14 protein-coding genes are annotated in these 15,679 nt (G+C 60.9%); 7 read left to right on the top strand and 7 right to left on the bottom strand.

Annotated elements, in window-relative coordinates; translation table 11 throughout:
- Positions 1-8: 8 nt before the first annotated feature.
- From rplX to ACNAZA_RS05180, 3 genes are all read right to left on the bottom strand, one after another.
- Positions 9-326, bottom strand: coding sequence for a 50S ribosomal protein L24 (rplX, locus tag ACNAZA_RS05190; RefSeq protein WP_120971764.1), 318 nt, complete (start codon positions 324-326; stop codon positions 9-11).
- 12 nt (positions 327-338) lie between these two features.
- Positions 339-707 (bottom strand): 50S ribosomal protein L14, encoded by a 369-nt coding sequence (gene rplN, locus ACNAZA_RS05185; RefSeq protein ID WP_120971765.1) that lies wholly within the window; start codon positions 705-707, stop codon positions 339-341.
- Positions 708-1,162: 455 nt separating this feature from the next.
- Positions 1,163-2,755, bottom strand: a complete 1,593-nt coding sequence (locus tag ACNAZA_RS05180; protein ID WP_415795398.1) for a glycerol-3-phosphate dehydrogenase/oxidase — start codon at positions 2,753-2,755, stop codon at positions 1,163-1,165.
- 488 nt (positions 2,756-3,243) lie between these two features.
- On the opposite strand from ACNAZA_RS05180, the gene ACNAZA_RS05175 reads away from it, so the two are divergent.
- Genes ACNAZA_RS05175 through glpK form a run of 3 tightly spaced genes read left to right on the top strand, consistent with a single transcriptional unit; the run spans position 3,244 to position 5,987 of the window.
- Entirely contained in the window at positions 3,244-4,008 is a 765-nt protein-coding gene (locus tag ACNAZA_RS05175) for a DeoR/GlpR family DNA-binding transcription regulator (RefSeq protein WP_120971767.1), read from the top strand.
- Positions 4,005-4,472: a GNAT family N-acetyltransferase gene (locus tag ACNAZA_RS05170; protein ID WP_415795397.1), complete on the top strand. Its 468-nt coding sequence runs from the start codon at positions 4,005-4,007 to the stop codon at positions 4,470-4,472. Before ACNAZA_RS05175 ends, ACNAZA_RS05170 begins: the two co-directional genes overlap by 4 nt.
- 18 nt (positions 4,473-4,490) lie before the next feature.
- On the top strand, positions 4,491-5,987 hold the full coding sequence (glpK, locus tag ACNAZA_RS05165; RefSeq protein ID WP_415795396.1) for a glycerol kinase GlpK: 1,497 nt from the start codon (positions 4,491-4,493) through the stop codon (positions 5,985-5,987).
- Between the two features lie 128 nt (positions 5,988-6,115).
- On the opposite strand, the gene aqpZ is transcribed toward glpK, so the two are convergent.
- Positions 6,116-6,814, bottom strand: a complete 699-nt coding sequence (gene aqpZ, locus ACNAZA_RS05160) for an aquaporin Z (protein ID WP_120971770.1) — start codon at positions 6,812-6,814, stop codon at positions 6,116-6,118.
- A 232-nt stretch (positions 6,815-7,046) separates the two neighbouring features.
- Between aqpZ and proC the strand changes: the two genes are divergently transcribed.
- Positions 7,047-7,880: a pyrroline-5-carboxylate reductase gene (gene proC / locus ACNAZA_RS05155; protein ID WP_415795395.1), complete on the top strand. Its 834-nt coding sequence runs from the start codon at positions 7,047-7,049 to the stop codon at positions 7,878-7,880.
- A 99-nt stretch (positions 7,881-7,979) separates the two neighbouring features.
- Here proC and ubiA read toward each other — a convergent pair whose 3' ends face one another.
- The 3 genes from ubiA to recG form a co-directional block, all read right to left on the bottom strand.
- Positions 7,980-8,873: a 4-hydroxybenzoate octaprenyltransferase gene (ubiA, locus tag ACNAZA_RS05150; RefSeq protein ID WP_415795393.1), complete on the bottom strand. Its 894-nt coding sequence runs from the start codon at positions 8,871-8,873 to the stop codon at positions 7,980-7,982.
- A 101-nt stretch (positions 8,874-8,974) separates the two neighbouring features.
- Entirely contained in the window at positions 8,975-9,940 is a 966-nt protein-coding gene (locus ACNAZA_RS05145; RefSeq protein ID WP_120971772.1) for a LysR substrate-binding domain-containing protein, read from the bottom strand.
- 284 nt (positions 9,941-10,224) lie between these two features.
- The gene (gene recG / locus ACNAZA_RS05140) at positions 10,225-12,507 is read right to left on the bottom strand and encodes an ATP-dependent DNA helicase RecG (protein WP_415795392.1); all 2,283 of its coding nucleotides are present in this window, start codon (positions 12,505-12,507) and stop codon (positions 10,225-10,227) included.
- Between the two features lie 250 nt (positions 12,508-12,757).
- On the opposite strand from recG, the gene queA reads away from it, so the two are divergent.
- The 3 genes from queA to ACNAZA_RS05125 all read left to right on the top strand — a co-directional run.
- On the top strand, positions 12,758-13,858 hold the full coding sequence (queA, locus tag ACNAZA_RS05135) for a tRNA preQ1(34) S-adenosylmethionine ribosyltransferase-isomerase QueA (RefSeq protein ID WP_415795391.1): 1,101 nt from the start codon (positions 12,758-12,760) through the stop codon (positions 13,856-13,858).
- Between the two features lie 84 nt (positions 13,859-13,942).
- Complete coding sequence (locus ACNAZA_RS05130; protein WP_415795389.1) at positions 13,943-14,842, top strand: Wzz/FepE/Etk N-terminal domain-containing protein; 900 nt, start codon at positions 13,943-13,945, stop codon at positions 14,840-14,842.
- A gap of 270 nt (positions 14,843-15,112) precedes the next feature.
- Positions 15,113-15,679 (top strand): DMT family transporter (locus ACNAZA_RS05125; RefSeq protein WP_415795387.1); only part of this gene is annotated, 567 nt, incomplete at its 3' end.

Here is a 15,679-nt window from a genome sequence, read left to right as displayed (position 1 = left end):
GTTACTCCTTAGGCGGCGATTTCAGCGCCATTGGACTTGAACACGCGAACACGTGCGCCATCGGCGTTCACCTTGATGCCCACGCGATCGGCCTTGCCAGTCGCTGCATTGAAGATAGCCACGTTGGATTGGTGGATAGGCATAGCCTTTTCCACGATGCCGCCGGTGGTGCCCTTCATGGGGTTTGGCTTGGTGTGCTTCTTGACCAGGTTGATACCGTCCACGATAACGTGGGAGTCATCCTTGCGCAGAGAAACCACGCCACGCTTGCCCTTGTCACGGCCGGTCAGCACGATAACTTCGTCGCCCTTGCGAATCTTGTTCATGGTGCTATTCCTTTAGAGAACTTCAGGGGCCAGCGACACGATCTTCATGAACTTTTCAGTACGCAGTTCACGAGTCACGGGGCCAAAGATGCGGGTGCCGATAGGCTCCAGCTTAGCGTTCAGAAGAACTGCGGCATTGCCGTCGAACTTCACGAGCGAACCGTCTGCACGACGGATGCCCTTAGCGGTACGCACCACCACAGCACTGTAAACCTCGCCTTTTTTGACGCGGCCACGGGGTGCTGCTTCCTTGATGCTCACCTTGATGATGTCGCCAACACTTGCATAGCGGCGATGAGAACCGCCCAGTACCTTAATGCACTGGACAGACTTCGCGCCGGTGTTGTCGGCAACCTCTAACCGAGATTCTGTTTGGATCATTTCAATATTCCCAACTTGCTCCAGCAACGCCCGACAGCCCCAGAGTCTTCTCAAGGGCCGATCAAGAGCAGCCAGTCAGTCTTGGGCCCGTCGTCCACCTCTCGGACCATTCCGAAAGGCTTCCACTGGGCAGAACACTTCACAGTTTTTACATGTGAAGCCATAGATTGTCGCAGGAATCCCGTTTCGCGTCAAGCGCTTAGCCAACAAAGACACCTCAAATGCACGAAGCCAGCGCGCCTTGCAACACAGCCGCCCCAGCAACTCCTAAAACAATAGCTTAAATCGCAATCAAATTATTGATATCAATGGATATTTATCACTTCCAAATCACCCAAACTGATCGCCAAAGTCATCCACGCCCCGCTTATTCCCATGGGCCGCAATGTGGGCTTTTGGCACAAACAAAAACGCCAGAACCTGGGCTCTGGCGTTTTTCTAACGGCTTATCCGCTTCAGACTGCTGGCAGATACTGCTTGGCCAGAACCAGGAAGTCGTCGAGCTGGGCATCGCACTCCAGCTCCTCGTTCAGGATGGCCGCCACGCGCGGCGCCACCTCGGCGGCCTTGCGGGCATCCAGGAAAAGCAGACGGCTGCGGCGCGCCAGCATGTCCTCCACCGTACGGGCGTATTCATAACGGGCGGCAAAGCGCACCATGGCTTCGGACAGACCTTCAGTCAGCCAGACGTCCGCACCCGGCAAGGCCTGGACGGTAGCGCCTTCGGTGCCATAGGAGTGCACGCCCTGGGTCTGATTCATGCGGTGCTTGACTTGCGCTTGCGCCGGAGCACCCATTAGAGGCAGGTGCACGGTCACGCCAGCGGGGCGACTGGGCAGGCGGCCGATGTCGAAGCACTCGGTCAGCACGTCCTCGGCCATGGCACGGTAGGTGGTCCACTTGCCGCCAGTCACCGTCACCAAGCCGGTCTTGCTGGACATAACGGTGTGCTCACGGCTGATCTTCTTGGTGTTCGCGCCATCGTCATCCTGGGGCTTGACCAGGGGACGCAGACCCACCCACATGCTGCGCACATCGGCCAGCGTGGGCTGGCGGTTCAGATATTTGCCGGCCTCGGAAAGAATGAAGTCCAGCTCCTGAGGGAAAGGCAGCGGCTCGCGCGCCAGATCGTGGCGCGGTGTGTCCGTCGTTCCCAAAATGACCTTGCCCAGCCATGGCACGGCAAACAGCACGCGGCCATCGGCGGTCTTGGGTATCAGCAGAGCATGATCCGAAGGCAGGAAATCCCTGTCCACCACCACGTGCACGCCCTGGCTGGGCGCCACCATGGGCTTGACGGGCTTGCCCTGGGCCTGGGCATCCTGCTGGCGAAACAAGTCCACCCAGGGACCCGTGGCATTGACCACACATTTGGCATGTACGGTAAAGCTGCGTCCGCTTTCCGTGTCTTTGCAGATCACGCCGGCGACCTTGTTGTCTTCATAGATCAGCGTTTCGGCCGCGCAGTAATTGACCAGCAAAGCGCCCTTGGCGGCCGCTGTACGGGCTAGGGCCAGAGCCAGGCGCGCGTCGTCGAACTGACCATCCCAGTACTTCACGCCGCCCTTGAGGCTTTTTTGCTGCACCGTCGGCAGGTATTTCACCGTCTTGGCGGCAGACAGAAACTCCGTGGAACCCAGGCCCGCCTTGCCGGCCAGAGCGTCATACATCTTCAGGCCCACGCCATAGAACGGCGTATCGAGCAACTTGTAGGACGGCATCACAAAGGCTAGGGGCTGGGCCAAGTGGGGGGCGTTGTGCAACAGCGTGGTGCGCTCGTGCAGCGCCTCGCGTACCAGCGAGATATTGCCCTGGGCCAGATAGCGAACACCGCCATGCACTAATTTTGTGGCGCGCGACGAGGTTCCCTTTGCAAAGTCCATGGACTCCAGCAGCACAACCTTGAAACCGCGTGCGGCCGCGTCCACAGCCACGCCCAGACCTGTCGCTCCGCCACCAATGATGGCCAGATCATAGGTTTCGAGCTGGGCCAGACGCGTGAGCAGATCTGCGCGTGCAGTGGACAAGGGGGATGGAGCGGCAGACATGGACACCTCTTAAAACATCGACAACACCAGAACCCAGGCGCGAAGACGGCTTCAGCCTCCCTGCGTTCTTATAGCCAGTACCTGCAAACCACGCAATCGAACTGACGAAGCGGCGATTTTCGCTCTTTTTTCAAATTTCTACATAGTTTCTGGTTTTTTCTTTTCGTTTTAGTTCGATACAGACCCACTATCCATGCAAAAACCTGGGCTGCTTCACCTTGCCTGTATCTTGCGGCGCCTTAATGACTAAACACATTTCACGCACAGCAGATGTAGGCCAGATGCAACGAATGCAGACGGCTGCAAGCGACATGAAATTCCAGCACGACCCAGCCGAACACCTGTGAAATAGCTGCGTGCAGCCGGCATCCCAAGCCAAACAGGCGTGGGGCCAATTGCTTCCTTTGTTTTCGGTTTACATTCCACACTGCCGCGCCTGGGCTCTGTATTGCGCCCATGGACTTTTTCACCCTACTCCATCTGACGCCGTGAACTCCAACCCCCGCCAATTGCAGCTTGTCGAAGAAGTCCGCGCCCGCCAGTCCACTTCGGTGGAGCAACTGGCGGAGACGCTGGGAGTCACCCTGCAAACCGTGCGCCGAGACATTCAGAAGCTGGCCGATGCCGGCTTGCTGGTGCGCTTTCACGGCGGGGTGCGGGTGCCCAGCGCCACGGTAGAGAATCTGGCTCATCCTCAGCGTCAGGTCATGCACGCCGAAGGCAAGACCCGCATCGCCCGCGCCGTGGCCGACGCCATTCCCAACAACTGCTCGCTGATTCTCAATATCGGCACCACCACCGAGGCGGTGGCCCAGGCCCTGCTCAAGCATCGCGGCCTGCGCGTGATTACCAACAACCTCAACGTGGCGGCCATCCTCAGCAGCAATGCCGACTGCGAGGTCATCGTGGCCGGTGGTCTGGTGCGCACGCGCGACCGCGGCATCGTGGGCGAGGCCGCCGTGGACTTCATCCGCCAGTTCAAGGTCGATATTGCCTTGATCGGCATTTCGGCCATCGAGCCCGACGGCAGCCTGCGCGACTTTGATCTGCGCGAAGTGAAGGTAGCCCAAACCATCATCGGCCAGTCGCGCGAAGTCTGGCTCGCCGCCGATCACAGCAAATTCAGCCGCCAAGCCATGGTGGAGCTGGCACGCCTGAACCAGATCGACCGCTTGTTCACCGACGCCCCGCCGCCCGCACCCTTCGATGCGCTGCTGCGCGATGCCGAAGTGCAGTGCATAGTCGCGCAATGAGCACCATCACAGTCTTCAGCGCGCAGACGCAGGATGCAGCAGCCATTGCCGCCCTGCTCAAAGGCGTAGGCTGGTTCAAGGCTCACGAGCGAGCTACGGACGAGCAAGCCCTGCAGGCCGTTGCAGCACTGATTGCGGCGCCCCACTCCAGTCTGCTGCTGGTGGCCGAGCATGCCAGCCAAGGCCTTTGCGGCTACTGCGCCGTTCACTGGCTGCCTTCGGCCGTTCTTCTAGGCTGGGAAGCCTATGTCAGCGAGCTGTTTGTGGCCGATAGCGCACGAGGCCTGGGCGCTGGCACCCTCCTGCTCAACGCCGCAACCCAGGCGGCTCGCGAACGCAGCTGCCAGCGTATCTGGCTGGTCAACAACCGAGAGCGCCCGTCGTATCAGCGCGGCTTTTATCAACAACAGGGCTGGACGGAGCAAGCCGAGATGGCGCGCTTTGTTCTGCCTCTGAATAACTGAATAGAAAACGAGTAAGCCATGACGACTTACCTGCTTGCCCTGGACCAAGGCACTTCCAGCTCCCGCAGCATTGTGTTTGACGCCCAGGGCCGCCTGGTGGCCTCGGCACAAATGGAGCTGCCGCAGATTTATCCACAGCCCGGTTGGGTGGAGCATGACCCGCTGGAAATCTGGCGCACCCAGCTGACCACGGCCAAGGAAGCCTTGAGCAAAGCCGGTCTTGGCGCCCGCGACATCCGCGCCGTGGGCATTACCAACCAGCGCGAAACCACCGTGGTCTGGAACCGTGCCACGGGCAAGCCGATTCACCACGCCATCGTCTGGCAGGACCGTCGGGCAGAACCCATTTGCGCCGCCTTGCGCGACGCAGGCCTGGCCGACAGCATCCAGCAAAAAACCGGCCTGCTGATCGACGCTTATTTCTCGGGCACCAAGCTGCAATGGCTGCTGGACCATGTCCCCGGCGCCCGCGCGGCTGCCGAGCGCGGCGAATTGGCTTTCGGCACCGTGGATTGCTGGCTGATCTGGCAGCTGACGGGCGGCAAGCGCCATGTAACCGACGTTTCCAACGCCAGCCGTACCATGCTGTTCAACGTCCACACCAACCAGTGGGACGAAGAGCTGCTGGCTGCCCTGCATATTCCCAAGAGCCTGCTGCCCGAGGTCCTGCCTTCGGCCGCCGACTTCGGCAAGACGGCGGAGCATGTGCTGGGCGGCGAAATTGCCATTGGCGGCGTGGCCGGCGACCAGCAAAGCGCACTCTTCGGTCAGGGCTGTTTTGAAGCCGGCATGGCCAAGAACACCTATGGCACGGGCTGTTTCATGCTCATGCATACGGGCGGACAGTTCCAGACCTCGGCCAACGGCATGCTGACCACCTCGGCAGCACAAGCCTCGACCCAGCCGCAATTCGCGCTCGAAGGCAGCGTCTTCGTCGGTGGCGCCGTGGTGCAGTGGCTGCGCGACGGCCTGCAAGCCATAGAGCACAGCGGTCAGGTGCAACAACTGGCAGAAAGCGTGCCCGATTCGGGCGGCGTGATGATGGTACCCGCCTTTACCGGCCTGGGCGCGCCCTACTGGAAGCCCGATGCCCGCGGCACCATCACCGGCCTGACGCGCGGCACCACGATTGCCCACATCGCCCGCGCGGCGCTGGAATCGATTGCCTACCAAAGCGCGGCCTTGCTGCTGGCCATGAGCCGCGATGCCGTGGCCAATGGCGGCCGCCCGGTCAGCGAGTTGCGCGTGGACGGCGGTGCCTGCGTGAACAATCTGCTGATGCAATTCCAAGCCGATCTGCTGGGCATTCCCGTGGTGCGCCCGGCCTGCGTGGAAACCACGGCCCTGGGCGCCGCCTATCTGGCCGGTTTGGCCACCGGCGTGTACCAGAGCACCGAGGAGCTGTCTGCCCTGTGGAAGGCCGAACGCCGCTTCATGCCCACGCAGGACAAAGCCCGCGCCGACGAGCTGATGCAACGCTGGGAGCTGGCCGTGCGCCAAACCACATCACTATAAATAGATGAGCTATTAGCGCTTATACATAAAGGGCCAAAGCCCAAAAACCCATAAAAAAACGGGATGCGCCACCAGCACGCATCCCGTTTCTTTTTTGCCCCAGCCAAGCCGGGGCAACCGCATTGCGCTTACTCCTCGTCGCCCAGCAAGGCCTTGTGGATCAGCGCGCCGATGATAGCGCCCACGATGGGGGCCAGCCAGAACAACCACAATTGCTCCACTGCAATTGCCGGGCCAAACAGGGCCGGGCCGGTGCTGCGCGCGGGGTTGACCGAGGTATTGGTCACGGGAATCGAGATCAGGTGGATCAGCGTCAGGCACAGGCCTATGCTCATGCCGGCAAAACCGGCCGCCGCCTTCTTGGTGGTCGAACCCAGGATCACCAGCAGGAACACGGCCGTCAGCACCACCTCGGTCACCAGCGCGGCCAACATGTTGAACTTGCCGGGCGAATGCTCGCCAAAACCGTTGGTGGCCAGATCGGTGACATTGGCGCCGGCCTTGCCGGTGGCGATCACATACAGCACGCCGGCAGCAACAATCGCGCCCAGCACCTGGGCAATGATGTAGCCCGGCAACTCGGACGCCTTGAAGCGGCCCGCCACCATCAGCCCCACCGACACCGCCGGGTTGAAATGCCCGCCCGAGACCGGACCAAAGGCATAGGCCCCCGTCAACACGGTCAGTCCGAAGGCCAGAGACACACCCAGCAGGCCGATGCCTACTTCGGGAAACGCTGCGGCCAGTACCGCGCTGCCACAGCCACCGAAGGTGAGCCAAAAAGTCCCCAGAAACTCTGCCGACCATTTTTTGACATTGGATGCCATGATGTTCTCCCGCTCTTGGAGCAATGCAGTCCCTGCCGCACAACGCGGCACAGAGCGCACTGCGCGTGAATCTTAGAAACGCTTGGGTGATGTGCACAAGTCATGAATGTGAACAATCTGCGACACCGCAGTCCATGCCCGTGGCTTCGGCACGAGAAGGACCAAGCCACAGGCCGATGCGCCGCAGGTTTATAGTCATCATCCACTTCCATTCGCCATCCGTGAGCCGACCATGAGCCAGAACGCAAGCACCACCTTTCCTCCCATCGCCTTTATCGGCGGTGGCAATATGGCCAGCGCCATCATTGGCGGCCTGATCGCTCAGGGTGTTCCTGCCGCCAACATCATCGTGGTCGAGCCCTTTGAGGCGGCCCGTACCGCCCTGCACAGCCACTTCGGCATCAGAGCGCTGCCCGAAGCCACGGCCGCACTGCAAGCGGCCGGCCTGGTGGTCTGGGCCGTCAAGCCCCAGACCTTCAAGGATGCAGCCGCTGCAGCCGCCCCGTTTACCCAGGCCGCCCTGCATCTGAGTGTGGCCGCCGGCATCAACACCGACAGCATTGCCAGCTGGACCGGCAGCCGCCGCATCGTGCGCGCCATGCCCAATACGCCCGCGCTGGTGGGCAAGGGCATGACGGGACTGTTTGCCCGCCCCGAGGTGGAAGCCGCCGGCAAGGCCCTGATCGAGGCGGTGATCAGCAGCACGGGCCAGATCAGCTGGGTGAACCAAGAGGAGCATCTGGATGCCGTGACCGCCCTCTCAGGCTCGGGCCCGGCCTATGTGTTTCTGTTCCTGGAAGCCATGACCCAGGCCGGCGTGGACATGGGCCTGAGCCCCGAACAGGCCTACAAGCTGTCGGTCGCCACCTTCCAGGGCGGCGCGGAACTGGCAGCCCGCTCCACCGAGAGCGCCGAAGTGCTGCGCCAGCGCGTGACCAGCAAGGGCGGCACCACCTACGCCGCCATCACCCATATGCAGGAACAAAAGCTGCCCGAACACTTCATCGCCGCCATGCGCAAGGCCGAAGCCCGCGCCAAGGAACTGGCGACCGAGTTCGGCCACTGAGGCCGCGACGACATGAAAAAACCGGCCTAGGCCGGTTTTTTCATGCTTTTGAGCCGTCAAGCCCAATTGGATAAAGCACAAGCAGCTATCAAAACAGGATTACTTGAGCGCAAAGCCCAGCAACACGCCCGCAAAAATGCTGGCGCCTATCCAGTGGCTTTTGCTAAAGGCCACAAAACAACCCTCACGTGTGCGGTGCCTGATCAGCGTGAAGTGCCAGACGATCTGCGCAGCCGCCACGCCCATACCCAGCCAGAAAGGCCAGCCCAGCTGATACGGAGCCAGCACCCAGGCCGTCAGCCCCCAGCACAGCGCAAAAAACGCCATGATGGCGGCCACATCCCAGCGGCCCAGGGTGATGGCCGAGGTCTTCATGCCGATCTTCAGGTCGTCGTCACGATCCACCATGGCGTATTCGGTGTCGTAGGCCAGAACCAGAAATATATTGGCCAGCCACAGCGTCCATGCCGTGGCGCTCACATCACCCGTCACGGCAGCAAATGCGATCAGGATGCCGAAGTTGAACGCAATGCCCAGAAAAGCCTGGGGCATGGCAAAAAAACGCTTGGTGAATGGGTAGATGATGGTGAACAGCACGGCCGGCACGGACCAGGCCACGGCCTCCCAGCGGGTGGAGAGCACCAGAGCGAACGCGATCAGCGTCAGCACCAGGCCCACCATGGCCGCTTCCTTGACCGAGACCTGGCCGCTGGTGATGGGGCGCAGCTTGGTGCGCTTCACATGCTTGTCGAAGTCGCGGTCGGCAATATCGTTGATGGTGCAGCCCGCGCTGCGCATCAGCACCGTGCCCAGCACAAAGACAATGAACAGATGCCAGCCCGGAAAACCATTACCCGCCACCCACAGCGCCACCAGCGTGGGCCAGACCAGCACCAGCCAGCCGGCGGGGCGGTTAAAGCGGATCAGGTCCAGATACAGCGAGAGGCGGCTGCGCCGAACAACGGGCGCAGGAGAAGTGGGAGAAGAAGTCATGGCAAAAGAGTGGGATGCGGCCAGCATCTATTGTGCGCCAGGCGCTACAGGCATAAAAAAGGCCGCTGCATAGCGGCCTGGGTGCCTACGCGCGGCGCGGCTTAGTCCGTCAGGCGGGTTACGCCGGGCAAAGGACAGGCGTACACCGCATTGCGCAGCGCAGCAATCGCTTCATAGCGGGTAAAGCTGCGGCGCCAGGCCAGCACCACGCGGCGCGAAGGCGGGGTAATGCCGTCTTCGTCATGAATCGGCAGATAGCGGATATGGGGCTCGTCGGACTTGCGGCGGCGCTCGCTATTGAGCGCATCGGCTGGCACGGACAGGCGGGGCACCAGGGTCACGCCCATGCCCGCAGCCACCATGTGCTTGATGGTCTCCAGCGACGAGCCTTCGAAAGTGCGGCGAATGCCTTCGGAATTGCTGGCATAGCGGGCAAATTCGGGGCAGACCTCCAGCACGTGATCGCGAAAGCAATGGCCGGCACCCAGCAGCAACATGGTCTCGTTCTTGAGATCCGTGGTCGAGAGGCTGTCTCGTTCCGCCAGCGGGTGGCCGCTGGGTACGGCGGCCATGAAAGGCTCGTCATACAGCGGTGCCAGGGCCAGACCCGTATCGGGGAAAGGTTCGGCCATGATGGCGCAGTCGATCTCACCGGTGCGCAGCATCTCCAGCAGCTTGATGGTGAAGTTTTCCTGCAGCATCAGCGGCATCTGGGGCGTGTTGCGAATGGAGTTGCGCACCAGCTCGGGCAGCAGATAGGGGCCGATCGTGTAAATCACTCCCAGGGTCAGAACGCCGGACAGCGGATCCTTGCCGCGCTTGGCGATTTCCTTGATCTCGTTGGCCTGCTCCAGCACGCTTTGCGCCTGGCGCACGATTTCCTCGCCCAGCGAAGTCACGGTCACCTCGCCGGCGCTGCGCTCGAACAGCTTGAGATCCAGCTCTTCTTCCAGCTTCTTGATCGCCACGGACAAGGTGGGCTGAGACACGTAACAGGCTTCGGCAGCGCGTCCAAAGTGCTTTTCTCTGGCCACGGCCACGATGTATTTCAATTCGGTGAGGGTCATGCAACTCTTTGGTGAGGGCCTGGGAAAGCTCAGTGATTTCGCAATCCTTGCGGGCCGGCCTGTAATAGTCAAATGCTATTAAAACTGAAATGGAATGATTCGGCCACACCCATTTCGGCTCGAAAATGCGTTGTATCAATCACGCATCGTGTTGATGCGACCTGCACAAGCCGTTGATTTTTAATAAAAATAGCAGCAACAAATGCTTGATGCAGAGCATCTATGGCGATAGCAAGCAACCGGATTGAATCAAATACTTACGTTTTAAAACAATATTCTGAACGTCAAGCCTTTAGATATTCGGCCTTGCCACCCAGCCAGCGGCTGACATGGCGCACTGCCAGTGCAGGAAAGCGCTCCAGCATGCGCGGAGCCAGTTCTCTGGCCCAGTCCAGCAGCAGCACATCCAGCTCCAGATCGGCAAAGCGCAGCATGGCGGCGCCTGACTGGCGAGCGCCCAGGAATTCGCCAGGGCCACGGATTTCCAGATCGCGTCTGGCAATCTCGAAGCCGTCATTGGTCTCGGCCATGGCGCGCAAGCGCTCCTTGCCGGTATCGGACAACCGCCCGTTATCGTTGACCGAGTACAGCAGCACGCAGGCCGATGCCGCCGCACCGCGCCCCACCCGGCCGCGCAGCTGGTGCAGCTGCGACAGGCCGAAGCGCTCGGAGTGCTCGATCACCATCAGCGAGGCATTGGGCACGTCCACCCCCACTTCGATCACGGTGGTGGAGACCAGCACTCCCATCACACCGGCGGAAAACAGCTCCATCACGGCTTTTTTCTCGGCCCCAGGCATGCGCGAATGCAGCAGGCCGACCATGACGCCGGGCAGCATCTCGCTCAGGTACGCATGCGTGGCCGTGGCATTGGACAGGTCCAGCGCCTCGCTTTCTTCGATCAGCGGGCAGACCCAGTACACCTGACGGCCGCTGAACACCTGGGCGCCTATGCGTTCAATCACCTCGTCCTTGCGGCTGTCGGCGATCAGCTTGGTGACGATAGGCGTGCGCCCGGGTGGCAGCTCGTCAATGGTGGAGACGTCCAGATCGGCGTAATAACTCATGGCCAGGGTGCGCGGAATGGGCGTGGCACTCATCATCAGCATATGCGGCTCAAGCCCGGTAGCAGCCAGCTTTTGCCGCAGCGCCAGGCGCTGGGCCACGCCAAAGCGGTGCTGCTCGTCAATCACGGCCAGCGCCAGATTCTTGAACTGCACCTGGTCCTGAATCACGGCATGGGTACCGACCACCAAAGCCGCCTCGCCGCTTGCCACCAGCGCCAGCATGGCCGTGCGCTCTTTCTTTTTCTGCGCACCGGCCAGCCAGGCCACCTTCTTGCCCAGCGGGGCCAGAATGGGCTCCAGCCAGCCCACCAGCTTGCCAAAGTGCTGCTCGGCCAGAATCTCGGTGGGCGCCATCAGCGCGCACTGCCAGCCCGCTTCGATGCAAGCCACGGCGGACAGGGCGGCCACCACGGTTTTGCCCGAACCCACATCGCCTTGCAGCAGACGGTGCATGGGAACGCTGCGCTCCATGTCGGCACGGATTTCGGCCACCACGCGTTGCTGGGCACCGGTCAGGCCAAAAGGCAGCTGGGCCAGAAACTGCTCGGTGAGATCGCCAGCCTCATTGGCCGCACGCAGCAACGGAGCCCTGAGTCGTGCGCGCTCGCGTTTGGCCTCGTATTGCGACAGCTGCTGGGCCAGCAACTCTTCGGCCTTCAGGCGCTGCCAGGCGGGATGACTGTGATCCTCCAGGGTGGCCAGTGCCACATCGGGCGTTGGATGATGCAAAAATATGAGCGCATGGCGCAGATCAAACAAGGGCTGTATGCCATTTTGACCATAGGTCTGCACCACCGGAGGGCGTTCACCCGGCGGCAGTGTCTCGGACAGATCGGCCCGCAGCAGCGCCGTGGCAATGGCGCGGCGCAGATAGGGCTGGGGCAGGCTGGCCGTGGTGGGATAGACGGGAGTCAGCGCCGTGGGCAGCTCGCCTCCCGCTGCACGAAAAGCCGGGTGCATCATCTGCCGCCCCCAGAAGCCGCCCTTGACCTCGCCTCGTATGCGCAGCCGGGTACCCACGGCCATGGTTTTCTGCTGGGAAGGATAGAAGCTGAAAAAGGTCAACACGCACTCGCCCGTGCCGTCATCCACCGTGACCTTGAGCATGCGCCGGGGCCGCAGCTGAATCTCGTTATGCGTCACCGTGGCCTCGATCTGCACGGTGTCGCCATCCCGGGCATTTTTCAGCGGCGTGATGCGTGTCTCGTCCTCGTAACGCAGCGGCAGATGCAGGGCCAGGTCGATATCGCGTTTGAGCCCCAGTTTTTGCAGCGCCTGCTGAGCCGGACTGGGAGCCGCCTTCTTGGGCTGCTCGCCCGCACCAGCACCGTCGGCCTGCACCTTGGCGCTGCGAGCGCGCTCGGGCTTGGCAGCTGTAGCCGCTTTGCCAGCGCTAGCAGCAGGTGGATTGACAGTCTCAGGCAATGCGAACTCCTCGGTACAGTTCAGCCGCCCGCATGCAGCGGCATGCGGGCGGCCGGGCACGAATAGTGTATGCATATACAGCAGTTCCGGCAGCATAGCAGAGGGCTAATAGTTCAAATCGCATCGCGACAGCGCTCGTGATCCAGACCGACATGTACCCTGCCCAAGGCTTTGCAGCCCGGGAGCGCACAGGGAACTGGTGGCGGCATAGCCTGAAATCACGGCAGCTCATCCCTGAAGCCCGCGCCCCTTATGCCAATTTGAGACAATTGCCGGCTTGTTTGATTGAACTTGGAACGGGCCTGGTTCGGCCCTCAAGCCCTGCATGTCTTCTAGCTCTCGTGAATTCACCCTCAGCGACTTCGACTTTGATCTGCCCGAAGCGCTGATTGCCCAGCACCCCACCGCCATTCGCAGCGCTTCTCGCCTGCTCGACGGCCGCAATACACCGCCCACGGATCGCATCTTCCGCGAGCTGCCAGATCTGCTGCAGGCAGGCGATTTGCTGATCTTCAACGACACCAAGGTCATCAAGGCCCGTGTCTTTGGCGAAAAAGCCAGCGGCGGCAAGATTGAACTGCTGGTCGAACGCGTGCTGCAGAACAACGAAGTCGTAGCCCATATGCGCGTGAGCAAAAAACCCTTGCCCGGCGCCAAGATTCATCTGTGCGGCGGGCTCAGGAATGGCGGCTTCGAAGCCCAGCTGCTGGGCCGCTGGCCCGATGAAAACGGTCAACTGTTCCATCTGTCATTCAAAGGCCTCAATGGCGAGACGCCCTATGAGCTGCTGGAGCAATTCGGCCATCTGCCCCTGCCGCCCTATATCGAGCGCCAGCAAAACGCCGAGCACGATCCTGACGAGAAAGAAGACAGCGAACGCTACCAGACCGTATTCGCCTCGCATCCAGGCGCCGTGGCAGCGCCCACGGCTGCCCTGCATTTTGACGAAACCGTGCTCGCGGCCCTGCAAGCCAAGGGGGTGGAGCGCGCCAGCGTGACCTTGCACGTGGGTGCTGGCACCTTCCAACCCGTCAAGACCGAAAACCTGGCCGAGCACACCATGCACAGCGAGTGGTATGACGTGCCGCTCGCCACCCTGGCCGCCATGGAACGCTGCCGCCAACGCGGCGGCCGTATTGTGGCCGTGGGAACCACGACGGTGCGCACGCTGGAGTCCTGGGCCAAATTCGGCAACACCACGGGCGATACCAAGATCTTCATCACCCCCGGTTTTCAATATCAGGTGGTGGATCTGCTGATCACCAACTTTCACCTGCCCAAAAGCACGCTGATGATGCTGGTCAGCGCTTTTGCCGGCTATGAGCACATCATGGACCTGTATCGGCATGCGATTGCGCAGCACTACCGTTTCTTCAGCTATGGGGACTCCATGCTGCTGGAGCGCAGCAAGACACCGGTCTGTTAAATGGCGGTGAAATCGGCCAGGCTGCTCACCTAAACTAGCAAATTCGGTCTTCGTCCTACATTTGTTCAGTGATAGATTCCCACGATGCAAAATAGCACCGCTGGCCAGACCAGCACGACAACACCCCAGATGGATACATTGAACCACCCTGACGATGAGCTGGATTTGCTCGATTTACTGCTCACCCTGGTCGAAAACTGGAAATTGCTGATTTTCGGCCCCCTCTTGGTGGGCATCATTGCCTTGGGCGTGAGTTTTGCTCTTCCCAAGACCTACCAAAGCAGCTCGACCCTGCAAGCCGAAACTGGAAGCTCGGGCTTTACCGCCAATGTGGCGGCCAGCTTGGCCATGTCGGCCGACGTGCTGACCCAGATCGCTCCCACGGCAGGGCTCGATGATCACCTCACCACCGAGGAGATCATCAATAAGCTCAGCAAGCGAATTTCAGTGACCGTAGGCAAGCAAGACAAGTTGTTGAATATTCAGACGCAGGCCAAATCACCAGAAGCGGCCCAAAAGCTCAATCAAGCCTTGCTGGATGCACTATTCCCCTTGAGTAAGCCCCGCGGCCTGGAGAAAAAACAGCTGGAGCAGCAGCTGGAAAGCGAAAAAAACCGTTTGCAGGAAGCCTCCAAGCTTGAGCACGATACAGCGGCCTCCATTGCTTCCGGCAAAGCTGTGACCGAAGCCACCAGCCGCCTCTATGGCGAGCTACTGTCTGCTAATAGTGCCCGGCAACGCGCCATTCTGGACATGGAACGCCGCCTGGGAGGCCTGGACAACGATGACATCGTTCAGATGCCTACCTTGCCCGAGCAGGCGATCAAACCCAAGAAATCGCTGGTCGCTGTGGGTGCAACCGTGCTGACGGGCTTTATCTTGCTACTGTTTGTATTTGCGCGCCAGGCTGTGCGCACGGCCAAGCAAAGCTCGCCAGAGCAAGCCGAAAAGCTGGCCAGAATCCGCCGCGCACTGCCCTGGTAAACAAGGCGACACCCCAAAGGCCCGCAGCGCTTGCTTGCGGGCTTTTTTGTTGCAGGCCACATCTACAATCGGGCCTTGGCTACATGCATGCCATGGCACAGCCCGCGGCTCGTGCAGTTTGTCTGCCCAATCTCAGCCTGCATTGATGCAGGCCTTCCCGCCGGCTACTCACCTGCTCTCCACTCCTCATTTTTTGCCATCACGGCCATTGCCCTGCACTCAGGTCTGAGCTGGCCTGCAGGAAAAGCACTGAAACAAAGCCGGAACGCCTTGAAGCCCATATCTGAATCGCGCAGCGCCACACCTTTGCTTGGCATTGTTCTGACGTTGGGAGCCTGCGCATCCTTCTCCGTGCTGGATGCCGGCGCCAAATATGTGGGAGCTGCCCTTCCCCTGTTGATGGCGCTCTGGCTGCGTTATGCACTGCAAACCAGCCTGACGCTGGGTTACGGCCTGTTTCGCCATGGGCTGAAGGTGTTTTGCACGGATCACTGGCGCTTCCAGCTGGTCAGAGCGCTGTTGTTTTGCCTGAGCAATGCCTGCGCCATGATGAGTTTGCGTTACCTGCCTCTGGCAGAGTTCACAGCCATTGTCGCCATGACGCCGCTGGCCATGACCTTGGTCGCTGCCCTGTGGCTGCGCCAGAGAGTCAGCCCGCTGCGCTGGGTGCTGGTCGCCTTGGGATTTACCGGCACGCTCATCATCGTGCGGCCCGGCGGCACGGCTTATTCAGGTGCTGCCTTGCTGTGGCCTTTGTTGCAATTGGCGGCCAATACCAGCTATCAGATCGTCAGCAGTCGCATGGCGGGCAAAGAAAAGCCCTTGACCACCCAGATC

Origin of the sequence: Comamonas aquatilis (assembly GCF_965139575.1) — a bacterium.
Classification (GTDB): Bacteria; Pseudomonadota; Gammaproteobacteria; order Burkholderiales; family Burkholderiaceae_C; genus Comamonas; species Comamonas aquatilis.
This window is presented reverse-complemented; position numbering and strand designations above follow the sequence as displayed.